This window comes from Paraburkholderia sp. NPDC080076 (assembly GCF_050281145.1).
GTDB lineage: Bacteria > Pseudomonadota > Gammaproteobacteria > Burkholderiales > Burkholderiaceae > Paraburkholderia.
The window spans coordinates 1-23,435 of sequence record NZ_JBNNWQ010000004.1 but is presented as its reverse complement, the minus strand read 5'-3'; the positions used below and the strand labels follow the sequence as shown (position 1 = coordinate 23,435).

Genomic DNA, 23,435 nt, shown 5'->3' with positions numbered 1-23,435 from the left:
CCGCGGTCCACGACAGAAACGCCCCAAAAACCTCCGCAAGGAGCCCTGCACCATGACCAACTGGCTTCGCAACGGTTGGCCGACGCTCGCGATCATGCTGGGCGCGTCGGTGTGGGGCGTGATCTGGTATCCATTGCGCATGCTGGCGGCGCTCGGTGTGACGGGCACCGCAGCCAGCGCGCTGACGAGCGGCGCCGGCTGCCTGTTCGTGCTGCTGGTGCGCTATCGCGCGCTCAAGACCGTGCGCTGGCACTGGCTGCTGCCGGCTCTCGCGCTGGCGGCGGGCATCACCAACCTCGGCTTCGTGTGGGGCTCGATTCACGGGCAGGTGATGCGCGTGCTGCTGCTGTTCTATCTCACTCCCGCGTGGACCGCGCTGTTCGCGCACTTCATCCTGCACGAACGGTTGACGTGGGCGGGCGCGGGCCTGGCAGCGTTGTCGCTGGCCGGCGCGATGACCATGCTGTGGTCGCCGCAGCTGGGCATTCCCGTGCCCGGCAATCTCGCTGAATGGGCAGGCCTCGCGGGCGGCATGGGCTTCGCCATGAGCAACGTGCTGATTCTCAAGACGAGCCGCGTGTTGCCGGACATGAAGCCGGAAATGCGCACCGCGACGATCTTTGGCGGCGCGGCGCTGTTCAGTGCCTGTGCCTCGCTGTTCGAGGCGATGCCCACGCCGCCCACCGGCGCGCATCTCGGTACGGCCGCCTGGCTGGTGCTCGGTCTCGGCTTTCTGCTGGCGTCGAACAATATGCTGGTGCAGTACGGCCTCGCGCGCGTGCCGGCCAACCGGGCGTCGATCATCATGCTGTTCGAGATCGTGGTCACGGCGCTGTCCGCGTGGCTCTTCGCCGGCGAGACGCCCGGCCCGCGCGAATGGGCGGGCGGCGTGTGCATCGTGCTGGCTTCGGCGCTGTCGAGTTGGGTGCATCGGACCAAGGCCATGCCGCCCGATCCGGCCATTCAGGAGGAGAGTCTCGCTGACGGACGCGATGCGGGGCTCGACGACCGTAAGGACGGCAAAAACCGCTCACGCGCGATGGTATGATTGCCCCTCATTAGCCGGCGCATGCCTCACCGCGTGAAGCCGGCATCCGAGGCCCGAGGGTTCGCGGGCCGTATCGCTCTGTTGGCGAACGGCTGGCGCGGCCTTCACGAGCCACTTATTTTTTTCCCTTTTCAAACAGCGAAATCGCCGTGCGTCTGACCTCGATCAAACTCGCTGGCTTCAAGTCATTCGTCGATCCTACGCATTTCCAGGTCCCGGGCCAGCTAGTCGGCGTGGTCGGACCGAATGGGTGCGGCAAGTCCAACATCATCGACGCCGTGCGCTGGGTGCTCGGCGAATCGCGCGCCTCAGAGCTGCGCGGCGAGTCGATGCAGGACGTGATCTTCAATGGCTCGACCGCGCGGAAGCCCGGTAGCCGCGCCAGCGTCGAACTGGTGTTCGACAACGCCGACGGCCGTGCCGCCGGGCAGTGGGGGCAGTATGCCGAAATCGCCGTGAAGCGCGTGCTCACGCGCGACGGCACCTCGAGCTACTACATCAACAATCTGCCGGCGCGCCGCCGCGACATTCAGGACATCTTCCTCGGCACCGGCCTCGGGCCGCGTGCTTACGCGATCATCGGGCAGGGCATGATCGCGCGCCTAATCGAGGCGAAGCCGGAAGAGTTGCGCGTGTTCCTCGAAGAAGCCGCGGGCGTGTCGAAGTACAAGGAACGCCGCCGCGAAACCGAGAACCGTCTGCACGACACGCGCGAAAATCTGACGCGGGTCGAGGATATCGTCCGCGAACTGGGCGCGAACCTCGAGAAGCTGGAAGCGCAGGCCGTGGTCGCCACGCGCTACAAAGAACTGCAGGCCGACGGCGAAGAGAAGCAGCGTCTTCTGTGGCTGTTGCGCAAGAACGAAGCCGGCGGCGAGCAGGAACGCCAGCAACGCGCGATCGAGCAGGCCCAGATCGACCTCGAAGCGCACACCGCGAAGCTGCGCGAAGTCGAAGCGCAACTTGAAACGCTGCGCGTCGCGCATTACTCCGCCAGCGACGCGATGCAGGGCGCGCAAGGCGCGCTCTACGAGGCGAATTCGGAAGTCAGCCGGCTCGAAGCCGAGATCAAGTTCATCGTCGAATCGCGCAATCGCGCGCAGGCGCAGATCGCCGCGCTGAACGCGCAGCGTGAGCAATGGCAGTCGCAGGCGCAAAAAGCGCAAGACGATCTCGCGGACGCCGGGGAACAACTGGCCGTCGCCGAGGAAAAAGCCGCGCTCGCCGAAGACGAAGCCGCCGCCAGGCACGACGCGATGCCCGCGCTCGAAGCGCGCTGGCGCGATGCGCAAACGGAGTTGAACGCCGAGCGCGGCGGGATCGCGCAGACCGAACAGGCGCTCAAGCTCGAAGCCGCGCATCAGCGCAATGCCGATCAGCAATTACAGCAACTGCAGGCGCGTCACGAGCGCTTGAAGTCGGAAGCGGGCGGTCTCGACGCCCCCGACGAAGCGCAGCTCGAAGACCTGCGCATGCAACTCGCCGAGCACGAGGAAATCCTGCACGACGCGCAAACGCGTTTGGCCGACGCGCAGGAAACGCTGCCGCGGCTCGACGGCGAACGCCGCGCCGCGCAGGAGCGCGTGCAAACGGAAAGCGCCCAGATTCACCAGCTCGACGCGCGCCTTGCCGCGCTCAAGCAGTTGCAGGAAAACGTCCAGACCGAAGGCAAGATCCAGCCGTGGCTCGAGAAGCACGAATTGGGCGGCCTGCCGCGTCTGTGGAAGAAGCTGCATGTCGAAGCCGGTTGGGAAGCCGCGCTCGAGGCCGTGCTGCGCGAACGGCTCGCCGCGCTGGAAGTGTCGAACCTCGACTGGGTCAAGGCGTTCGCGACCGATGCGCCGCCCGCCAAGCTCGCCTTTTATGCGCCGCCGGTAGCCGGCCAGCCGGCTATGACGCCGCCTGCATTGCGGCCGCTGCTGTCGCTGGTGCGAATCGACGACGCGGGCATCCGCGCGGTTCTGAACGACTGGCTCGGCCTCTCGTTCGTCGCCGACGATTTGCAGCAGGCGCTCGCCATGCGCTCGCAATTGCCGGAAGGTGGCTCGTTCGTCGTCAAGGCAGGGCATGTGGTGACGCGCGTCGGCGTGCAACTGTATGCCGCCGACTCCGAGCAGGCCGGCATGCTGGCCCGTCAGCAGGAAATCGAAAATCTGGCGCGTCAGGTTCGTGCGCAAGCCTTGCTCGCCGACGAAGCGAAGGCCGCCGCGATCCGCGCCGAAGCCGCTCACACGCAAGCCGCCCATGCGCTGACCGATGTGCGTCAGCAGGCGGAGCGCGCCACGCAGCGCGTGCATGCCTTGCAAATGGACGTGCTCAAGCTCACCCAGGCGCATGAGCGTTACACCCAGCGCAGCACGCAGATTCGCGAGGAACTCGAAGAGATCACCGCGCAGATCGAAGAGCAGCGTGCCATGCGGGCGGAGTCGGAAGCGAACTTCGAGCGTCATGATGGTGAGCTCGCCGAATTGCAGGCGCGTTTCGAAGATCATCAACTGGCGTTCGAAGCACTCGACGAACAACTCACCGCTGCTCGCGGCCAGGCGCGCGATCTCGACCGCGCCGCGACCGACGCGCGCTTTGCCGCGCGCAACATGGCGAACCGCATCGACGAACTGAAGCGCAGCATTCAGGTCGCGCACGAACAGAGCGAGCGTGTCGCGGCGTCGCTGGAAGATGCGCGCGCCGAGCTGGAAACCATTAACGAGCAGACCGCGCACACCGGCCTGCAAGACGCGCTGGATATTCGCGCCGTCAAGGAACAAGCGCTGCACGCCGCGCGCCTCGAACTGGACGATTTGACCGCCAAGCTGCGTGCCGCCGACGAGACGCGCCTCATGGCCGAACGCGCGCTGCAACCTTTGCGCGACCGCATCAACGAATTGCAGTTGAAGGAACAGGCGGCGCGTTTGAACGGCGAGCAGTTCATCGAGCAACTGGCCGCGGCCGGTGTCGACGAGGCCGAGTTGCAGGCCAAGCTCACGCCGGACATGAAGCCGTCGTACCTGCAGGGCGAAGTCACGCGCATCAACAACGCCATCACGGCGCTCGGTCCGGTCAACATGGCCGCGCTCGACGAGCTGAAGGCGGCGACCGAGCGCAAGTCGTTCCTCGATGCGCAATCGACCGACCTGAACAGCGCAATCGAAACGCTCGAAGACGCGATCCGCAAGATCGACGCCGAAACGCGCACGCTCCTGCAAGGCACCTTCGACCAGGTGAACCAGCATTTCGGCGAACTGTTCCCGCGCCTGTTCGGCGGCGGGCAAGCGAAGCTGATCATGACCGGCGACGAAATTCTCGACGCCGGCGTGCAGGTGATGGCGCAGCCGCCGGGCAAGAAGAATTCGACGATTCACCTGCTGTCGGGCGGCGAAAAAGCGCTGACCGCGACCGCGCTGGTGTTCGCGATGTTCCAGTTGAATCCCGCGCCGTTCTGCCTGCTGGACGAAGTGGACGCGCCGCTCGACGACGCCAACACGGAACGTTTCGCGAATCTCGTGCGGGCGATGTCGGACAAAACCCAGTTCCTGTTCATCTCGCACAACAAGATCGCGATGGAAATGGCGCAGCAGTTGATCGGCGTGACCATGCAGGAGCAGGGCGTGTCGCGGATTGTTGCTGTCGACATGGAAACGGCTGCCGGTTTCGCCCAGAATATCGTTTAAACCAAGCCTTCGCGGGTGTCCGCGTTCAGCGCAGCGGCCGGTGGCCGCGCGACACGTGGAGCGGGCGCAGAGCCGCGCAGATAAAAGAATTGCTGATGGAGCATGCATGGACGAGTTGACACTCGGTTTGATCGGCGCGGGTGCCGTGGTGGTCGGGGGCGTGGTCGTGTACAACGCGTGGCAGAGCGCGAAGGTGCGCCGCAAGATGCCGCGGCCGATGCCGGCCGATACCGCCGAAAACCTCGCGCGGGACGATCAGGAGGAGCAGAGCCCGTTCATCGAACCGGCCCGGCCGACCACGCGCCGCGAACCGGTGGTGGGCGCCGAAGCGGCGGAGCAAACCGCGGCGGCGCGCGTCGAACCGACGTTCGGCGGCCAGGCGGCTGGAACGGCGCCGCTCGACACGCCGGCCGATATCCAGGCCGAGACGACCACGCCGAACGGCTATCCGGAAGCCGAGGGCGTGGCTGAAGCCGAAAGTGGCGAGACCGCCGGGGCCGGTAAGGCGGCGCAAGCCGCCCGCCAGGCCGGCGAGCCGGTCGAACCGATTCTGCCCGCTGCCACGACTATCTCGTCGGCGCCGCCGGCTATCGTCGATCGCCGTATCGACTGTATCGTGCCGATCCGTTTGAACGGGCCGGTCGCGGGCGACAAGGTGATCCCGCTCGCGCAGCGCCTGCGCCGCGCGGGCAGCAAGCCGGTGCATATCGAGGGCAAGCTCGAAGGCGGCGCGTGGGAGCTGCTGCAAAACGGCGCGCGCTATGAAGAGCTGCGCGCGGCCGCGCAACTGGCCAATCGCAGCGGCGCCCTTAACGAGCTGGAGTTTTCCGAGTTCGTCACCGGCGTGCAGCAGTTTGCCGACGCGCTGGATGCATCGCCGGAATTCCCCGACATGCTCGAAACGGTGGCCATGGCGCGCGAGCTCGACGGTTTCGCCGCACAGTGCGACGCGCAGTTGTCGATCAACGTGCTCTCCGACGGCGCGCCGTGGTCCGCCAACTACGTGCAGGCGGTCGCATCGCAAGACGGCCTGCTGCTGTCGCGTGACGGCACGCGTTTCGTCAAGCTCGACGCGAAGCAGAGCCCGGTGTTCATGCTGCAGTTCGGCGACACCAACTTCCTGCGCGACGACCTGACCTACAAGGGCGGTCAGATGATCACGCTGGTGCTCGACGTGCCGGTGGCCGATGAAGACATCCTGCCGTTCCGCCTGATGTGCGACTACGCGAAATCGTTGGCCGAGCGCATCGGCGGCCGGGTGGTCGACGACGGCCGCCGTCCGCTGCCGGAAACCGCCTTGCTCGCCATCGAAAAGCAGTTGATGACGCTCTACGCGAAGCTCGAACAGGCGGGCATTCCGGCCGGCTCGCCGGCCACGCGGCGTTTGTTCAGCCAGTAAATTTTTTACGTTTTACCGGTGTCTCCGACGGCCGCACGATGTGCGGCCGTTGTCGTTTCAGGCCGCGCCTTCACGTACATCTTTCGACCGGACGCGCGACGCGTCGAAACTGGCCATTCGGCCGATGTAAAGGGGCACGCTTCCTGCGATAATCCAATGTCTGAACTTCACTGACGAACCTTCCGACAGCATGGCCCGAACCTCCGCCTCACATCCCGCAACCAACGCCCCGGCAGAGCGTGCCGCGTGGCTGCGCGCGGAACTCGAACGCGCTAACTACGCGTACTACGTGCTCGACCAGCCGGACCTGCCTGACGCGGAATACGACAAGCTGTTCAAAGAGTTGGAGAGTATCGAGACGGAGCATCCGGACCTGATCGTGCCGGATTCGCCCACCCAGCGCGTGGGCGGCGAGGCGGCGAGCGGCTTCGAGCCGGTCGTGCACGACCAGCCCATGCTGTCGCTGAACAACGGTTTCGCCGATGAAGACATCGTCGCGTTCGACAAGCGCGTCGGCGACGCGCTCGGCAAGAACGCAAGCGAGCCGCCGGTGCCGGTCGACTACGCGGCCGAGCTGAAATTCGATGGCCTCGCCATCTCGCTGCGTTACGTCGACGGCGCGTTCGTGCAAGCCTCCACGCGCGGCGATGGCACGACCGGCGAGAACGTCACCGAAAACGTCCGCACGATCCGCTCCATTCCACTCAAGCTCAAGGGCAAACGCGTGCCGCACGTGCTCGACGTGCGCGGCGAAGTGCTGATGTTCAAGCGCGATTTCGAGCGTCTGAACGAACGCCAGCGGGCCGCGGAACAGCGCGAATTCGCCAATCCGCGCAACGCCGCGGCGGGCAGTTTGCGGCAGCTCGATTCGAAGATCACCGCGCACCGGCCGCTGTCGTTTTTCGCTTACGGAATCGGCGTGCTCGAAGGCATGGAGATGCCGGCCACGCACAGCGAACTGCTCGACTGGTACAAGGAACTCGGCTTGCCGGTGAACGGCGAACGGGCGGTGGTGCAGGGCGCGCAGGGTTTGCTGGGCTTTTTTCACAGCGTTGGCGAAAAGCGCGAGAACCTGCCGTACGACATCGACGGCGTGGTCTACAAGGTCAACCGGCGCGATGAGCAGGACGCGCTCGGCTTCGTGTCGCGCGCGCCGCGCTTTGCGCTGGCGCATAAATTCCCCGCGCAGGAAGCGTTGACCAAGCTCGTCGCGATCGACGTGCAGGTCGGCCGGACCGGCGCGATTACGCCGGTGGCGCGGCTGGAGCCGGTGTTCGTCGGCGGCGCGACGGTCACGAACGCCACGCTGCACAACGAAGACGAAGTGCGCCGCAAGGATATCCGCATCGGCGACACGGTGATCGTGCGGCGCGCCGGCGACGTGATTCCCGAAGTGGTGAGCGCGCTGCTCGACCGTCGTCCTTCCGACGCCCGCGAATTCGTGATGCCGACGCAATGTCCCGTGTGCGGCTCGAATATCGAACGGCTGCCGGACGAGGCGATCGCGCGTTGTACCGGTGGGCTGTTCTGTCCCGCGCAGCGCAAACAGGCACTATGGCATTTCGCACAGCGGCGCGCGCTGGACATCGATGGTCTCGGCGAAAAGATCATCGACCAACTGGTCGAGCAGAATCTGGTGCGCACGCCTGCCGATCTGTTCAACCTCGGTTTTGCGACGCTCGCCGAACTCGATCGCTTTGCCGAAAAGTCCGCGCAGAATCTGCTCGACTCGCTCGAGAAGGGCAAGCACACCACGTTGGCGCGCTTCATCTACGCGCTCGGCATCCGGCATGTGGGCGAATCGACGGCGAAGGATCTGGCGAAGCACTTCGGCTCGCTGGATCCGATCATGGACGCCTCGGTCGAAGCCTTGCTGGAGGTCAACGACGTGGGGCCGGTGGTCGCCGAGTCGATTCATCAGTTCTTCGCCGAGGAACACAACCGCACGGTGATCGAGCAGTTGCGCGCGCCGGGCAAGGTCACGTGGCCGGAAGGGCCGCCCGCGCCCAAGGCGCCGCAAGGCGCGCTGGCCGGCAAGACGGTCGTGCTGACCGGCACCTTGCCGAGCCTCGCCCGCGAAGAGGCGAAGGAAATGCTGGAAGCGGCCGGCGCGAAAGTTGCCGGCTCCGTATCGAAGAAAACCGACTATGTGGTGGCGGGAGCCGACGCGGGCAGCAAGTTGGCGAAGGCTGAGGAACTTGGCGTCCCCGTACTCGACGAAGATGGTATGCGTAAGCTCCTGGAGGGGCAGTTATGATCCGCGAAATTCTCAAGATGGGCGATCCGCGCCTTTTGCGCATTGCCGATCCGGTCGATCACTTCGACACGCCCGAGTTGCATGAACTCGTCAAAGACATGTTCGAGACCATGCACGACGCCAATGGCGCGGGCCTCGCCGCGCCGCAGATCGGCGTCAATCTGCAGGTGGTGATCTTCGGCTTCGGGCACAACGAGCGCTATCCGGACGCGCCGCCGGTGCCGGAAACGGTGCTGATCAACCCGACCATCACGCCGGTTTCGCTGGACATGGAAGAGGGCTGGGAGGGGTGCCTCTCGGTGCCGGGTCTGCGCGGCGCGGTGAGCCGGTTTTCGATGATCAAGTATCACGGCTTCGATCAATACGGCAAGCCGATCGACCGCGTCGCAGAGGGCTTTCACGCGCGCGTCGTGCAGCATGAGTGCGATCACCTGATCGGCAAGCTGTATCCGATGCGGATCAACGATTTCGCGAAGTTCGGCTTCACCGAAGTGCTGTTTCCGGATATGGATCCGAATAGCGACGATTGAGGCGGCTTGCGCTGCTTTGGCTTGATGTAGGGATAAAAAACCCACGCGAAAGCGTGGGTTTTTTGTTGCAAGCGCCGGAGCGTCTTCAGACGCCCGGCTTCAGAACGACTCGTCCGGCGCCAGATAGCGCCATTGGCCCGGCGGCAGCGCGCCCAGCATCACACTGCCCATGCGTACGCGCTTCAGGCCGATCACTTCGAGGCCGACCAGTTCGCACATGCGGCGAATCTGCCGTTTCTTGCCTTCGCGCAGCACGAAACGCAACTGCTCGCCGTTCTGCCAGCTCACTTGGGCGGGCTTCAGCGGCACGTCGTCGAGCGACAGGCCGTGGCGCAGCAGCGCCAGGCTTTCCGGCGGGAAGTGGCTTTCGACGTCCGTGGTGTGCTCGCCGAACGCCACGCGCACCAGATACTCCTTGTCGATCTCGGAATGACCGCCGATCAGTTGCTTGGCGATGCGGCCGTCCTGCGTCAGCACCAGCAAGCCCGTCGAATCGATATCCAGACGGCCGGCCGGCGCAAGCTGGCGCAAATGCGAGACGGAGAAGCGGATGTCCGAGCGATCGCCTTCCCAGCGATTCTCCGGCGTGACCAGCGTGATGGCCGGCTGATAGCCGTCTTCCGCCTGACCCGAGACGAAACCCACCGTCTTGTGGATCAGCACCGTCACCTGGCTCGCTTGCGCGGCTTCGGCGGCGGGGTCGATTTCGATGCGCTGGTCCGGACGAACCTTCGTGCCGAGCGTGTCGATGCGCTCGCCGTCCACCAGCACCCAGCCTTTTTCGATCCACTCGTCGGCTTCGCGGCGCGAGCACAGGCCGAGTTCGGACATCAGCTTGGACAGGCGAAGCGTGCCTGGCGCGTCTTCATAGTCGCGACGCGGCGTGCGCGGAGCGGCATCGGTTTCGCTGCCGCGTTCGGCTCGGGCCGGGCCGCGCGGTTTGTCGGCGCGCGCGGGGCGCTCGTCGCCGAAGCGACGGCCGGCGGCCGGCAGCGTCTTGTCGAAGCTGCGGGCCGGGCGTTCGCCACGGTCGGTGCGCTCGGTGCGTTCAGCGCCGCGCGCCGGACGGTCGCCGAATTCGCGTTTGGCCGGGGCGCGTTCGCCGCGGTCGTCGCGCGGAGCGCGAGCCGGACGGTCTGCCCGGTCGCGGTCGCCGTAGCCGGTTTTGATGGGCTTCGCGAAGCTGCGTTCGCCACGTTCGGACGCACCGCGCTCGCCTTCGAAACGGCGCGGCGCGCTGTCGCTGCGCGGCCCACGCTCGCCGGCGCGGCGCTCTTGCGGAGCGCCACGGTCGCTGCCGAAGCGCGGTCGGTCGGATGCGTCGCGTTCACGGCGCTCCGGTCGCTCGCCACGCGGACCGCCTTCCGACGGACGGCCTGCGCCTGGACGAGCAGCGTTGAACGGACGGCGTTCGCCGTCGTCGCGGCGTGGGGCGCGATCACCAAAGCCGTGCGGAGCGCGTTCGCTGCGATCCGTGCTGCGTTCGAAACGGCGGGGCGCGCCTTCGGCTCGGTTACCGGCTTCACGATGCGGCGCGCGGTCACCGCGGTCGGCACCGCCTTCAAAGCGACGCGGCGCACGTTCACCTCGATCGGCCGCACCTTCAAACCGGCGTGGCGCGCGATCGGCGCGGTCACCACCGCCCTCGAACCGACGAGGAGCCCGTTCGCCGCGCTCACCGCCACCTTCGAAGCGGCGCGGAGCCCGTTCACCGCGATCGCCTGCGCCCTCAAAACGGCGTGGCGCGCTACCCGTACGGTCCGCACCACCCTCAAAACGACGCGGCGCGCCTTGGCTACGCTCGCCGTCGGCCCTGCGCGGCGCGCGTTCGCTACGATCCGCGCCACCTTCAAATCGACGCGGTGCGCGTTCTCCAGCGTCCCGACGCGGGGCGCGGTCGCCACTACCTTCAAACCTGCGCGGACCCCGTTCACCCTCAGCCTTACGCGGCGCGCGTTCGCTACGATCACCACCACCTTCAAATCGACGCGGCGCGCGCTCACCGTCATCCCGACGCGGCGCACGATCGCCGCCACCCTCAAAGCGGCGCGGCGCACCACCCGCGCCCTCGCGACGCGGCGGCCGATCCGACGCCGTGCGATGCGCGCCGCCAGCGTCCCGCTCGCGCGAAAACGATCCTTCAGCCCTTGCAGGACGCGCAGTACGTGCGCCAGAACCAGCCGGTTTGCCGGCGCCCGCCGGCCGCTTGCCGCCGCCCGCCGCGCCAGCGCCTTCACCCCGCGCCCCGCTCGATCCCGGCGTCGCCGGCCTGGGGCCCGCCGGGCGCGTCGGCTTACGCGCCGACGTGCTGCCGGTACGGACAGGGGCGCGTTCGGACGAAGCCGGCCGCGGGTGCTTGGCTGTTAATTTGACTCGCATGAAATCTCACACTGCGATCGCGCGCAGCAGTTCGGTCTCGACCTGAATTTGCAGGCGGTTGTCCGACAGACCGTGTCCATCCAGCAGGAACACGTCTTCGACGCGTTCGCCGAGCGTATTGATCCGCGCCGAAGCGACGCCGACCCGATGCTCGGCCAGCACGCGCGCGATCGAATAAAGAAGGCCTGGCCGGTCGTTCGCCGACACGGACAGGATGTAATATTGGCCGCGCTCGTCGGCCCGAAGATCGACGCGCGGGGTAACAGGGAAGGTCCGCGACAGCCGCGACAAACGGCCTTTCGACGGTCCCGGAAGCAGGGTGCCGTCACCAGTGAGGCGGGCGGTCAGTTCCTGTTCGACCAGATTGGCAATATCGCGATAATGCACGTCTTCTTCGGTATGCGCGACGATGAAATTATCGAGCGCGTACCCGTGACGGGTCGTGCTGACCCGCGCATCGAGCACCGACAGGCCATTGCGGTCGAAATACGCGCAAATGCCGGCGAACAGATCCGGCTGATCCTTCACGTACACCAGCACCTGAAGCGCCTCGCCGATCGGCGACGGACGGGCCCGCACGATCGGCGTCGGCGTTTCCACGTGGCGGTACAAGACACGCGTTTGCCACGCGATATCCGCCGCGTCGTGACGCAGGAAATAGCCGATGTCGAGCTTGTCCCATAGCGCCTTTTGCGCGCCTTCCGGCACGGTTTCGAGGCGCAGCAGCGCAAGCGCTTCTTCCTGACGCGACTTCAGCTCCGAATGCGCATCCGGCCGCGCGCCGCCGAGCACGGCGAGCGTGGCGCGGTACAGGTCTTCCAGCAGCTTGCCTTTCCACGTGTTCCAGACTTTCGGGCTGGTGCCGCGAATGTCGGCCACGGTCAGCAGATAGAGCGCCGTGAGGCGGCGCTCGGTGCCGACCAGTTCGGCAAAGCGCTTGATGACTTCCGGGTCGCTCGTGTCCTGCTTTTGCGCGACCTGGCTCATGGTCAGATGTTGCTGGACCAGCCACACCACCAGTTCGCCGTCCTCGCCCGTGATTCCGTGATTGCGGCAGAAGCGCCGCGCGTCGGCCATGCCGAGCGTGGAATGGTCGCCGCCGCGGCCTTTGGCGATATCGTGAAACAGCGCCGCCACGTACAGCACCCACGGCCGGTCGAAGTTGGCGATCAACTGGCTGCAAAACGGATATTCGTGCGCGTGTTCGGCCACCGCGAAGCGGCGCAGATTGCGCAGCACCATCAGGATGTGCTGGTCGACGGTGTAGACGTGATACAGATCGTGCTGCATCTGTCCGACGATGCGCCGGAAGTTCAGCAGATAGCGCCCCAGCACGCTGGTCTGGTTCATCAAACGCAGCGCGTGGGTGATGCCGGCCGGCTCCTTCAGGATGTCCATGAAGAGGCGGCCGTTTTCCGGGTCGCGCCGCCAGTGCTGGTCCATCACGTCGCGGGCGTTGTAGATCGCGCGCAGCGTGCGCGCCGACAGGCCCTTCACGCCGGGCGTCTGCTCGTACAGCAGGAAGGCCTCGAGGATCGCGTTCGGCTCGCGCTGGAACACGTCGTCGCTGGCGATTTCCAGCATGCCCTGCTTTTCGACGAAGCGGTCCGACAGCACGCGCGTGATGCCGCTCGTGCTGGGGAAGAGCTGCGCTTCGATGTTCTGGATCAGGATGGTGGCGAGCTGCGTGACAGCCTTGGCCGACCAGTAATAGCGGCGCATGAGCTGTTCGCTCGCACGCTTGGTGGCGGTCGGCTTATAGCCGAAGCTCTCGGCCACCGCCGTTTGCAGATCGAACACCATGATGTCCTGACGGCGGCCGGCGATCACGTGCAGCCGGGCGCGCAGCGTTTTCAGGAAACTCTCGTTACGGCGCAGTTCGCGCGCCTCGCGCTCGGTGATCAGGCCGCGCGCCTCGAGTTCGCGCCAGCTGCTGCCGAAATCGGCCGCCTGGGTGATCCACAGGATCAGTTGCAGGTCGCGCAGGCCGCCCGGGCTTTCCTTGATATTGGGTTCGAGCGAGTAGGGCGTGTCCTGGAATTTGGCGTGACGCTGACGCATTTCCAGCACTTTGGCCTGGAAGAAGGCCTTCGGGTCGAGTGCTTCGCGGTAACGCTTCGCGAAGTCGTCGAACAGCGTGGCGCTGCCGGTAATGCGCCGTGCCTCGAGCAGCGAGGTGCGCACGGTGACGTCGTTGGCGGCTTCTTCGAGACATTGCGACACGCTGCGCACGCTGCTGCCGAGCTCCAGCCCCAAATCCCAGGCGAGGCTGATAAAGCGTTCGATGCGCGCTTCGAGATGCTCGATAGGCGCGTCGGGCAGCAGGACCAGAATGTCGATGTCGGAATGCGGCGCCAGTTCGCCGCGCCCGTAGCCGCCTACCGCTACCAGCGCCAGTTCGGGCGGCAACTCGCAGGTGTTCCAGGCGGCGCGCAGGGAGTCGTCCGTGGCGCGCGCCAACGACGCCATCAACGCGTCGACGTTGGTGGCCGTCTTGAAGCGTTCCAGCAGTTGGGCTTTGGCCACTTTGTACTCCGCCTTGAGCGACGTGGCAGGGGATTGGGCGACGGCTGGAACACTACTCATTGGCAGGGAGGCGGTGAGGTCGGAAGTCGGTCAGGCCGTGGCCGCGACGACCGGCGGACGCGCGGGCGTGCCGGCGGATACGGTCAGCACGTCGTAGCCGGTTTCGGTGACGAGGATGGTATGTTCCCACTGCGCCGACAGGCTGCGGTCCTTGGTCTTGACGGTCCACTGGTCCGGCATGGTGCGAATGTCGCGGCGGCCGGCGTTGATCATCGGCTCGATCGTGAAGATCATGCCGGTCTGCAATTCGAGCCCGGTGCCGGGGCGGCCGTAGTGCAGGATCTGCGGATCTTCGTGGAATACCGTGCCGATGCCGTGGCCGCAGTATTCGCGTACCACGCTGTAGCCCTGGCCTTCCGCATGTTTCTGGATCGCGTAGCCGATGTCGCCGAGATGCGCGCCCGGGCGCACCTGGTCGATGCCGAGCCACATGCATTCGAAAGTGGTCTGGACGAGGCGCCTGGCCAGGATCGAGCCTTCACCGACGATGAACATACGGCTGGTGTCGCCGAAATAGCCTTCCTTGATCACGGTGACGTCGATGTTCAGCGCGTCGCCGTTCTTCAGCGTTTTGTCGCCGGGAATGCCGTGGCAGATCACGTCGTTGACTGAAATGCAGGTGGCTTTCGGATAGGGCGGGTAGCCGGGCGGCTGATAATTCAGCGGCGCCGGGACTGTGCCCTGTTCCTTCAGCATGTATTCGTGGCACAGACGGTCGAGTTCACCGGTCGTGACGCCGGCCGTGACGAACGGGGTGATGTAGTCGAGCACTTCGCTTGCCAGTTTGCAGGCGACGCGCATCTGCGCGATATCGTGTTCGTTTTTGAGCGTAATAGCCATGAGTCGGGCCTGAAATGCGATTTATTGCGGGATTATCGCACCATATTCCGGCTGCCGCAGCCTTTTGCGACGGGGCCGGCGCGTTTCACTGGCTCCCCGGCGGGCTCGTTCGAGGCGGGCGGCGCTCGCGCGGGTGCAACCCGGCGGCCGTGAGCAGGACTACCGGGCAGGTTGAGTCGCGCAATAGTCGCGTGCTATAATCTTTGGCTAAGTCGATCTCTGTCTTACTTTATTCGTCCATGTGGACAAAAAAGCGGCAAGAATGGCTTCTCATAACGCCGGTTGCCTGCGCTATGAGGTGAATGCAGAAGCGAAAGCAGAAGCAACAAGGCAGCAGACTCGCAAGCCGGCGCACCCAGGGTGTCCGCCGCGTTCAGCCAGAGAGATTAATGGCGACGCGGCCGATACGGCAGCCGGCTTAAGACCCAACCCTCGCGGAGATTTTCATGGCAGTTACCATGCGTCAAATGCTGGAAGCCGGTGTCCACTTCGGTCACCAAACGCGCTTCTGGAACCCGAAGATGGCCCCCTTCATTTTCGGTCATCGCAACAAGATTCACATCATCAACCTCGAAAAGACGCTGCCGATGTACAACGACGCGCTGAAGTACGCGCGTCAACTGGCAGCCAATCGCGGCACGATCCTGTTCGTCGGCACGAAGCGTCAATCGCGCGACACGATCGCTGAAGAAGCACAACGCGCTGGAATGCCGTTCGTCAACGCGCGCTGGCTCGGCGGCATGCTGACCAACTTCAAGACGCTGAAGGTCTCGATCAAGCGCCTGAAGGACATGGAAGCAGCGCTGGAAGCAGGCGAAACCGAACGCATGAGCAAGAAGGAAGCGCTGCTGTTCGAACGCGAAATGGCCAAGCTGCAAAAGTCGATCGGCGGCGTGAAGGACATGGGCGGCATTCCGGACGCGATCTTCGTGGTCGACGTCGGCTACCACAAGATTGCCGTGACCGAAGCGAACAAGCTCGGCATTCCGGTCATCGCCGTGGTCGACACGAACCACTCGCCGGAAGGCATCGACTACGTGATCCCGGGTAACGACGACGCTTCGAAGGCTGTCGCTCTGTACACGGCTGGCGTGGCTGACGCGATCGTCGAAGGCCGTGCGAACGCGGTCAACGAAGTGGTGCAAGCTGCACGTGGTGGCGACGGCGACGAGTTCGTCGAGGTCAACTCGGAAGCGTAAAGCTGCCCCGTGTCCGGCAAAAAAGGGGGCTTTCTACAGGCCCCCTTTTTTTAAGCCGCGATATTGTGGCGGGGCGCTGCCGGCAGTGTCCGAAGCAGTGCCCGAGGCGTTCTCCGTAAAAAAGTACGGTCAACGCTGAAACGAATTCTTGCCGCCGGCATCGAAGTCCGGGCGGCGTGTGACAGACGGAACTCAAGGAGCAAATGATGGCGGCAATTACCGCAAGCATGGTTGCAGAACTGCGCGCAAAGACCGACGCGCCGATGATGGAATGCAAGAAGGCGCTGACGGAAGCCGACGGCGACATGGCGCGCGCTGAAGAGCTGCTGCGCGTGAAGCTGGGCAACAAGGCAAGCAAGGCAGCGTCGCGCGTGACGGCTGAAGGCGTGGTCGCATCGTTCATCGGTGGCAACGCGGGTTCGCTGGTCGAACTGAACTGCGAAACCGACTTCGTCTCGAAGAACGACGACTTCCTGGCTTTCTCGAAGCAGGTCGCCGAGCTGGTCGCCACGCAAAACCCGGCTGACGTCGCAGCGCTGGCGGCACTGCCGCTGGACGGCTCGACCGTCGACGCAGTGCGCTTGGCACTGGTCGGCAAGATCGGTGAAAACCTGTCGATCCGCCGTTTCGTGCGTTTCGAAACCTCGAACAAGCTGGCAGCGTATCTGCACGGCACGCGTATCGGCGTGCTGGTCGAGTACACCGGCGCGGACGAGCAGGTCGGCAAGGACGTCGCGATGCACATCGCCGCGATGAAGCCGGTGTCGCTGTCGTCGGAAGACGTGCCGGCGGATCTGATCGCCAAGGAACGCAGCATTGCTGAACAGAAGGCCGCCGAATCGGGCAAGCCGGCTGAAATCGTCGCCAAGATGGTCGACGGCAGCGTGCAGAAGTACCTGAAGGAAGTATCGCTGCTGAACCAGACGTTCGTTAAGAACGACAAGCAGACGATCGAGCAGATGCTGAAGGCGGGCAACTCGAGCGTGCAGAAGTTCGCGCTGTTCGTGGTCGGCGAAGGCATCGAGAAGAAGCAGGACGACTTCGCCGCTGAAGTCGCCGCTCAAGTCGCTGCTGCAAAGCAACAATAAGTCTCACCCAAGCTTCACTGCAATATCGTTGGACCCGCGGCGGAGCAAGACTTTGCCGCGGTCGGCAGCGCCGCAAGGCTGCGCGCGGGTTGACCCTCGCCGCGCAGCCGCCGCTGGCGAACCCCAGGGTTCGTCAATTTGGCGACGCTTGCCCGAATCAGCATTTCACCCCTACATTAGTCCCTTGTTGTTGCCCTGTTCTGCGCGATCTGGATACCCCTATGCCCACTGCCTATAAACGCGTCCTGCTCAAACTCTCCGGTGAAGCTCTGATGGGCGACGATGCCTTTGGCATCAATCGCGCGACCATCGAACGAATGGTGGCGGACGTGGCCGAAGTGGTCCGTCTCGGAACGCAGTTGGCCGTGGTGATCGGCGGCGGCAATATTTTCCGCGGCGTGGCGGGCGGCGCGGCGGGTATGGACCGCGCCACGGCCGACTACATGGGCATGCTGGCCACCATGATGAACGCGTTGGCCCTGCAGGACGCCATGCGCCACGCCGGCATCGAGGCGCGCGTGCAATCGGCGCTGCGCATGGACCAGGTGGTCGAGCCGTACATCCGGCCCCGCGCGATTCGCCAGCTCGAAGAAGGCAAAGTCGTGATTTTCGCGGCCGGCACCGGCAACCCGTTCTTCACGACCGACACGGCCGCCGCGTTGCGCGGCTCGGAAATCGGCGCGGAAGTCGTGCTGAAAGCCACCAAGGTGGACGGCGTGTATTCCGCCGACCCGAAGAAGGACCCGAGCGCGACGCGTTACACCACGATCAGCTTCGACGAGGCGATCGGCCGCAATCTGCAGGTAATGGACGCCACGGCGTTCGCGCTGTGCCGCGACCAGAAACTGCCGATCCGGGTGTTTTCGATCGTCAAACCGGGCGCGCTCAAGCGCATCGTACAAGGCGAGGACGAGGGTACCCTCGTCCACGTGTAAACTCTCGTTCACATAACGTGGGCTTTCGCGCGAGCCCGGGCCGCCGCATCTTGCGCGCGCTGGCCGGCTCGCACCGTTTTGAAGGTTCGGAGGTTTAAAAATGTCTGTGGCTGATATCAGGAAGGGCGCTGAACAAAAGATGCAGCGCTCCATCGACGCGTTCAAGAACGACCTGTCGAAGATCCGCACGGGCCGTGCGCACACGGGCCTGCTCGATCACATCCAGTGCGACTACTACGGTTCGCCGGTGCCGATTTCGCAAGTCGCGAACCTGACGCTGATCGACGCACGCACGATCGGCGTGCAGCCGTGGGAAAAGAAGATGGTGCAGGTCGTCGAAAAGGCGATCCGCGAGTCGGACCTGGGTCTGAACCCGGCCACGCAAGGCGACGTGATCCGCGTACCGATGCCCGCGCTGACCGAGGAACGCCGCCGCGAACTGACCAAAGTGGTCAAGAGCGAAGCGGAAACGGCCAAGGTTGCAGTGCGCAACCTGCGCCGTGACGCCAACGAGCAACTGAAAAAGCTCGTGAAAGACAAGGAAATTTCGGAAGACGACGAGCGTCGTGCAGGTGACGACGTTCAGAAGCTGACGGACAAGTTCGTCGCCGAAATCGACAAACTCGTCGTGACGAAGGAAGCCGAGATCATGACGGTCTGAGGCCGGCCGGCTCAGCACTTTCAGGGTTTCCACTTCTTTTATTTGCAGTCACTGTCCCGACGGCCATGACCTATACCAGCTCAACCGTGCGCGTGCCTGATGTCGCCGCGGTGCCGCGACATATCGCGATCATCATGGACGGCAACGGCCGTTGGGCCACCCAGCGGCGCTTGCCGCGCGTGGCGGGCCATACGCGCGGCGTCGACGCAGTGCGCGCGGCCGTCGAGGCGTGCGCCCGTCAGGGTGTCGAATATCTGACGCTGTTCGCTTTCAGCTCGGAAAATTGGCGTCGTCCGAACGACGAAGTGTCGTTCCTGATGCGCCTGTTCGTGACCGCGCTGGAGCGCGAGATCGGCAAGCTGCACGCGAACGGCATCCGGTTGCGCGTGGTGGGCGATCTGTCCCGCTTCGATACGCGCATCCGCGACCTGATCAGGCGCGCGGAAACCAAGACCGCGCGCAATACCCGTCTCACGCTCACGATCGCCGCGAATTACGGCGGCCGCTGGGACATCATGCAGGCCACCCGCAAGCTCGCCGAACAGTCGGCGCTGGCGGGCAAGGCGGTCGAGGTGACCGAGGAATCGTTCGCCGAGCACCTGTCCATGGCTTATGCGCCGGAGCCGGATCTCTTCATCCGCACCGGCGGCGAGCGCCGTGTCAGCAACTTCCTGCTGTGGCAGCTCGCCTACACCGAGTTCTACTTCACCGACACGTTCTGGCCGGATTTCGACGCCGACGCGCTCGGCCATGCCATCGCTTCGTACGCGGAGCGCGAACGCCGCTTCGGCCGCACCAGTGCTCAACTCGAGCCGCAATCGCAAAACGTCGATTCGCTTCCATGCTAAAAACCCGTGTCATCACGGCGATCATCCTGCTGGCGGTGTTCCTGCCGGTCACGTTGTTCGCGCCGGTGGGCGCATTCGGCGCGTTGATCGCCTTTGTCGTCGTGTTCGCCGCATGGGAGTGGGCGCGCCTGCTCAAGCTGGGCGGCGCGGGCCCGGTCATTTACGCGCTGGTGGCCGCGGTGGCGCTGGTCGCCAGCACGCGGCTCGGCGCCGGGATCGAAGAGGCGCGGCCGCTATTTCAGGCCGCTGCTATTTTCTGGGTGATCGCCGGTCCGTTCGTGCTGCTGCGCAAGCCCACGCTCGCGCAGGGCGCCTGGCGTCCCTTTCTGTTTCTTGCCGGCATTGTGGTATTCGTCGCGTGCTGGCATGCTCTCGTCGCCGCGCGCATGCAGGGCGTGCCGTTCGTGCTGTCGCTGCTGCTATTGGTATGGCTGGCCGATATCGGCGCATACTTCTCTGGAAAAGCGTTCGGAAAACACAAGCTGGCGCCTGCCATCAGTCCGGGCAAGACCTGGGAGGGCGCGATCGGCGGCTGGCTGGTGGTGATGATCGTCGCGGCGGCGGCGGTCTTTTTGCATGCGTTCGAGCCGACCCTGTATTCTGCGCTGCTGGCGCATTGGGGCGCCGTGCGCACGCTGCTCGCGCTGACCCTGCTGGTGGCATTCAGCGTGGTGGGCGACCTGTTCGAATCGATGATGAAACGCCAGGCCGGTGTGAAGGATTCAAGCGGCCTGTTGCCGGGGCACGGCGGCGTGCTCGACCGCATCGATGCCTTGTTGCCGGTGCTGCCGCTTGCCATGCTGCTGCTCGGCTAGAGAAAGAGATATGCAAAAACGTCTGACATTGCTCGGTTCCACGGGCTCGATTGGAGACAGCACGCTCGACGTCGTCGCGCGTCATCCCGAGCGTTTTTCGGTTTATGCGCTCTCCGCGCATCGCAACGGCGACAAGCTCGTCGAGCAATGCCTGCGCTTTCAGCCCGAAGTCGCGGTGGTCGGCGACGCCGACACGGCCGCGAGCGTCGCGGCGAAACTGCGCGCAGCGGGTTGCAAGACCGAGGTCACGTACGGACCGCAGGCGCTCGTCGACGTGTCGAAGAGCGACGGCTGCGATACGGTGGTCGCGGCAATCGTCGGCGCGGCCGGTCTTGCGCCGAGTCTCGCCGCCGCGCGCGCCGGCAAACGCATCCTGCTCGCCAACAAGGAAGCGCTGGTCATGTCCGGCGCGATCTTCATGGACGCGGTGCGCGACAACGGCGCCGTGCTGCTGCCGGTCGACAGCGAACACAACGCGATTTTCCAATGCCTGCCGCGCGAAGCCGCGCTGCACGGCGGCGTCTCCAAGATCATTCTGACCGCGTCGGGCGGCCCGTTCCGCACGCGCGAACCGGCCACGCTCGTCGACGTCACGCCGGAAGAAGCCTGTAAGCATCCGAACTGGGTCATGGGCCGCAAGATTTCGGTCGACTCGGCCACCATGATGAACAAGGGCCTCGAAGTGATCGAGGCGCACTGGCTGTTCGGTTTGCCGGGCGAGCGCATCGAGGTGCTGATTCACCCGCAGAGCGTGATCCACTCAATGGTGTCGTACGCGGACGGCTCGGTGCTCGCGCAACTCGGCAATCCCGACATGCGCACGCCGATCGCGCACGCGCTGGCGTTTCCGGATCGCGTCGATTCGGGCGTGGCGCAACTCGATCTGCTGCAGGTCGCGTCGCTCTCGTTCGAGAAGCCGGATTACACGCGCTTTCCGTGTCTCGCCCTTGCAGTGAAGGCACTGGCTGAGGGAGGCCTCGCGAGCGCGGCCCTGAACGCCGCGAACGAAATCGCGGTTGAAGCGTTCCTCGCGCGCCAGATCGGTTTCATGACGATTGCCCAGGTGGTCGACGCGGTGCTCAACGCGTTGCCGAACCGCAGCGCGCACGCGCTCGAAGACGTGATCGAAGCGGATGCCGCCGCGCGTCGCGCCGCTGCCGAATTCATCGCGCGTCTGCCCGACGGCGCTCGTCGAACGGAACGCGCCGTCCAGTGAGGCGCACATGAACCTGCTGATCGAACTGCTCGCCTTCGCGGTCGCGATTGGCGTACTCGTGGTCGTCCACGAATACGGGCATTACAGCGTGGCGCGTCTGTGCGGCGTCAAGGTGCTGCGTTTTTCGATCGGCTTCGGCAAGCCGCTGTTCCAATGGGTGAGCCCGAAGACGGGCACCGAATGGACCATTGCCGCGCTGCCGCTCGGCGGCTATGTGAAGATGCTCGACGAGCGCGAGACCGGCACCGAGCCGATCCCCGCTGAAGCATTGCCGCATGCGTTCAACCGGCAGTCCGTGTGGCGCCGTTTTGCGATTGTCGCGGCCGGTCCGGTCGCGAACTTCCTGCTGGCCATCGTGCTGTTCGCGCTCGTCTTCGCCACCGGCGTGACGGAGCCGGCGGCGGTGGTCGCCGCGCCCGCGCCGAATACGCCCGCGGCCATTGCCGGTTTCGAGGGCGGCGAAACGATCGTGGCCGTGCGTGCCGAGAACGCCGGCGAGTCCGAGCCCGTGCGCTCCTGGTCGGACCTGCGCTGGAAGCTGCTGGGTGCGGCATTCGATCACAAGCGCGTCGTGCTGAGCGCGAAAGACGCGCACGGCACGTCGGATTTCCAGCTCGATCTGCGCGGCCTCGGCGAGAAAGACGTCGACGACGACTTCATGTCGCATCTCGGTTTCGAGCCGGGCGGTGGCAAGCTGACGGTCGCGGGTGTGCAGCCGGGTAGCGCGGCGCAAAAGGCCGGGCTGGCTGCGGGTGATCGTCTGAGTGCCGTCGACGGCATTCCGACCGACAACGCCACGGCCTTCATCGCTTATGTAAAATCGCACGCCGGCAAAGCGGTGACGCTGCAGGTCGAGCGTGGCGGCAAGGCGGCGGGCAAGCTCGAAGACGTGAGCATCGTGCCGCAGGCACAGCGTGATGAAACGACAGGTCAGCAGATCGGCCGCATCGGCGCGGAACTGGCCACGCAAGTGCCGTCGATCGATGTGCATTACGGTCCGATTGAAAGCTTGCAGTTGGGTGCGCACCGCACGTGGGATCTCGCGGTGTATTCGGTGCGCATGTTCGGCAGGATGGTGGTCGGCGAGGCGTCGCTGAAAAATCTTTCCGGTCCGGTGACGATCGCCGATTACGCAGGAAAGAGCGCACGTCTAGGTCCTTCTGCATTCCTGTCGTTCCTGGCCCTTGTCAGTATTAGCCTTGGTGTACTGAACCTGTTACCAATTCCGGTATTGGACGGGGGTCATCTGTTATATTATTTGGTTGAAGCTGTGACCGGTAAAGTTGTCTCCGATCGCTGGCAACTCGTTTTTCAGAGGGCGGGTCTCGCCTGCATCGTCGCATTGTCGGCGATCGCGCTGTTCAACGATCTGGCTCGTTTAATCCATTTTTAAAGTGTTCGGCGGCGTTCACGATGGCGACCGCCCGACCTGATGCAGCTATACACACTGGGGAAGCACGTTGTTTAAACCTCATCGCTTTGTTCCAAAGACGGTTATAGCCGCGGCATTCGCCGCGCATGGGCTGGTTGCTCACGCAACGACGCCCTTCGTGGTGCAAGACATCCGGATCGAGGGATTGCAACGCGTCGAACCTGGTACCGTGTTCGCCTATCTGCCCATCAAGCAAGGCGACACCTTCAGCGACGACAAGGCATCGGAAGCCATTCGCGCTCTGTATGCCACGGGCTTCTTCAACGACGTCAAGATCGCGACCGAAGGCAACGTCGTCATCGTGCAGGTGCTGGAACGTCCGGCCATCGGCACGATCGACTTCGCCGGCATTCATGAGTTCGACAAGGAAAACCTGACCAAGGCGCTGCGCGCCGTGGGTTTGTCGCAAGGCCGTTACTACGACAAGGCGCTGGTCGACAAGGCCGAGCAGGAACTGAAGCGTCAGTATCTGACGCGCGGCTACTACGCCGCTGAAGTCACCACCACGATCACGCCGATCGACCGCAATCGCGT

16 protein-coding genes and 1 pseudogene are annotated in these 23,435 nt (G+C 64.7%); 14 read left to right on the top strand and 3 right to left on the bottom strand.

Going from position 1 to position 23,435, the window contains the following annotated elements:
* Window positions 1–52 precede the first annotated feature (52 nt).
* The 5 genes from ACQKRQ_RS17130 (at window position 53) to def (ending at window position 8,902) form a co-directional block, all read left to right on the top strand.
* Complete coding sequence (locus tag ACQKRQ_RS17130) at window positions 53–1,048, top strand: DMT family transporter (protein WP_132373920.1); 996 nt, start codon at window positions 53–55, stop codon at window positions 1,046–1,048.
* 149 nt (window positions 1,049–1,197) lie between these two features.
* Window positions 1,198–4,716: a chromosome segregation protein SMC gene (gene smc / locus ACQKRQ_RS17125; protein WP_427478390.1), complete on the top strand. Its 3,519-nt coding sequence runs from the start codon at window positions 1,198–1,200 to the stop codon at window positions 4,714–4,716.
* A gap of 106 nt (window positions 4,717–4,822) precedes the next feature.
* A complete protein-coding gene (locus ACQKRQ_RS17120; RefSeq protein ID WP_408175945.1) occupies window positions 4,823–6,115 on the top strand; it encodes a cell division protein ZipA C-terminal FtsZ-binding domain-containing protein in 1,293 nt (430 codons plus the stop codon).
* A 190-nt stretch (window positions 6,116–6,305) separates the two neighbouring features.
* On the top strand, window positions 6,306–8,372 hold the full coding sequence (gene ligA / locus ACQKRQ_RS17115) for an NAD-dependent DNA ligase LigA (RefSeq protein WP_427478387.1): 2,067 nt from the start codon (window positions 6,306–6,308) through the stop codon (window positions 8,370–8,372).
* Window positions 8,369–8,902 (top strand): peptide deformylase, encoded by a 534-nt coding sequence (def, locus tag ACQKRQ_RS17110; protein WP_012433453.1) that lies wholly within the window; start codon window positions 8,369–8,371, stop codon window positions 8,900–8,902. Before ligA ends, def begins: the two co-directional genes overlap by 4 nt.
* A gap of 99 nt (window positions 8,903–9,001) precedes the next feature.
* Here def and ACQKRQ_RS17105 read toward each other — a convergent pair.
* The 3 genes and pseudogenes from ACQKRQ_RS17105 to map form a co-directional block, all read right to left on the bottom strand.
* Window positions 9,002–10,981 (bottom strand): annotated as a pseudogene (locus ACQKRQ_RS17105) (pseudouridine synthase); the annotation flags it as partial.
* A 306-nt stretch (window positions 10,982–11,287) separates the two neighbouring features.
* Window positions 11,288–13,867, bottom strand: coding sequence for a [protein-PII] uridylyltransferase (locus ACQKRQ_RS17100; RefSeq protein ID WP_427478385.1), 2,580 nt, complete (start codon window positions 13,865–13,867; stop codon window positions 11,288–11,290).
* Window positions 13,868–13,897: 30 nt separating this feature from the next.
* Complete coding sequence (map, locus tag ACQKRQ_RS17095; protein WP_427478383.1) at window positions 13,898–14,707, bottom strand: type I methionyl aminopeptidase; 810 nt, start codon at window positions 14,705–14,707, stop codon at window positions 13,898–13,900.
* Window positions 14,708–15,153: 446 nt separating this feature from the next.
* Between map and rpsB the strand changes: the two genes are divergently transcribed.
* The 9 genes from rpsB to ACQKRQ_RS17050 form a co-directional block, all read left to right on the top strand.
* A complete protein-coding gene (gene rpsB / locus ACQKRQ_RS17090) occupies window positions 15,154–15,906 on the top strand; it encodes a 30S ribosomal protein S2 (RefSeq protein ID WP_132373926.1) in 753 nt (250 codons plus the stop codon).
* A gap of 206 nt (window positions 15,907–16,112) precedes the next feature.
* Window positions 16,113–16,994, top strand: a complete 882-nt coding sequence (gene tsf / locus ACQKRQ_RS17085; RefSeq protein ID WP_132373927.1) for a translation elongation factor Ts — start codon at window positions 16,113–16,115, stop codon at window positions 16,992–16,994.
* A gap of 221 nt (window positions 16,995–17,215) precedes the next feature.
* Window positions 17,216–17,929: a UMP kinase gene (gene pyrH / locus ACQKRQ_RS17080; RefSeq protein ID WP_011488865.1), complete on the top strand. Its 714-nt coding sequence runs from the start codon at window positions 17,216–17,218 to the stop codon at window positions 17,927–17,929.
* A 100-nt stretch (window positions 17,930–18,029) separates the two neighbouring features.
* Window positions 18,030–18,590: a ribosome recycling factor gene (gene frr / locus ACQKRQ_RS17075; protein ID WP_012433445.1), complete on the top strand. Its 561-nt coding sequence runs from the start codon at window positions 18,030–18,032 to the stop codon at window positions 18,588–18,590.
* A 65-nt stretch (window positions 18,591–18,655) separates the two neighbouring features.
* Entirely contained in the window at window positions 18,656–19,438 is a 783-nt protein-coding gene (gene uppS / locus ACQKRQ_RS17070) for a polyprenyl diphosphate synthase (protein WP_011488864.1), read from the top strand.
* On the top strand, window positions 19,432–20,253 hold the full coding sequence (locus ACQKRQ_RS17065) for a phosphatidate cytidylyltransferase (RefSeq protein WP_132373929.1): 822 nt from the start codon (window positions 19,432–19,434) through the stop codon (window positions 20,251–20,253). Before uppS ends, ACQKRQ_RS17065 begins: the two co-directional genes overlap by 7 nt.
* A 10-nt stretch (window positions 20,254–20,263) precedes the next feature.
* Window positions 20,264–21,469: a 1-deoxy-D-xylulose-5-phosphate reductoisomerase gene (locus ACQKRQ_RS17060; RefSeq protein ID WP_408203916.1), complete on the top strand. Its 1,206-nt coding sequence runs from the start codon at window positions 20,264–20,266 to the stop codon at window positions 21,467–21,469.
* Window positions 21,470–21,476: 7 nt separating this feature from the next.
* Complete coding sequence (rseP, locus tag ACQKRQ_RS17055; RefSeq protein ID WP_427478378.1) at window positions 21,477–22,862, top strand: RIP metalloprotease RseP; 1,386 nt, start codon at window positions 21,477–21,479, stop codon at window positions 22,860–22,862.
* Between the two features lie 67 nt (window positions 22,863–22,929).
* The coding region (locus tag ACQKRQ_RS17050; protein WP_427478376.1) for a POTRA domain-containing protein at window positions 22,930–23,435 on the top strand (506 nt) is incomplete at its 3' end.

Bases quoted from the DNA above. Each gene is read 5' to 3' on its own strand.
- ACQKRQ_RS17130 (WP_132373920.1), top strand. From the start codon at position 53: ATGACCAACTGGCTTCGCAACGGTTGGCCGACGCTCGCGATCATGCTG.
- ACQKRQ_RS17120 (WP_408175945.1), top strand. From the start codon at position 4,823: ATGGACGAGTTGACACTCGGTTTGATCGGCGCGGGTGCCGTGGTGGTC.
- ligA (WP_427478387.1), top strand. From the start codon at position 6,306: ATGGCCCGAACCTCCGCCTCACATCCCGCAACCAACGCCCCGGCAGAG.
- def (WP_012433453.1), top strand. From the start codon at position 8,369: ATGATCCGCGAAATTCTCAAGATGGGCGATCCGCGCCTTTTGCGCATT.
- ACQKRQ_RS17100 (WP_427478385.1), bottom strand. From the start codon at position 13,867: ATGAGTAGTGTTCCAGCCGTCGCCCAATCCCCTGCCACGTCGCTCAAG.
- map (WP_427478383.1), bottom strand. From the start codon at position 14,707: ATGGCTATTACGCTCAAAAACGAACACGATATCGCGCAGATGCGCGTC.
- rpsB (WP_132373926.1), top strand. From the start codon at position 15,154: ATGGCAGTTACCATGCGTCAAATGCTGGAAGCCGGTGTCCACTTCGGT.
- tsf (WP_132373927.1), top strand. From the start codon at position 16,113: ATGGCGGCAATTACCGCAAGCATGGTTGCAGAACTGCGCGCAAAGACC.
- pyrH (WP_011488865.1), top strand. From the start codon at position 17,216: ATGCCCACTGCCTATAAACGCGTCCTGCTCAAACTCTCCGGTGAAGCT.
- frr (WP_012433445.1), top strand. From the start codon at position 18,030: ATGTCTGTGGCTGATATCAGGAAGGGCGCTGAACAAAAGATGCAGCGC.
- uppS (WP_011488864.1), top strand. From the start codon at position 18,656: ATGACCTATACCAGCTCAACCGTGCGCGTGCCTGATGTCGCCGCGGTG.
- ACQKRQ_RS17065 (WP_132373929.1), top strand. From the start codon at position 19,432: ATGCTAAAAACCCGTGTCATCACGGCGATCATCCTGCTGGCGGTGTTC.
- ACQKRQ_RS17060 (WP_408203916.1), top strand. From the start codon at position 20,264: ATGCAAAAACGTCTGACATTGCTCGGTTCCACGGGCTCGATTGGAGAC.
- rseP (WP_427478378.1), top strand. From the start codon at position 21,477: ATGAACCTGCTGATCGAACTGCTCGCCTTCGCGGTCGCGATTGGCGTA.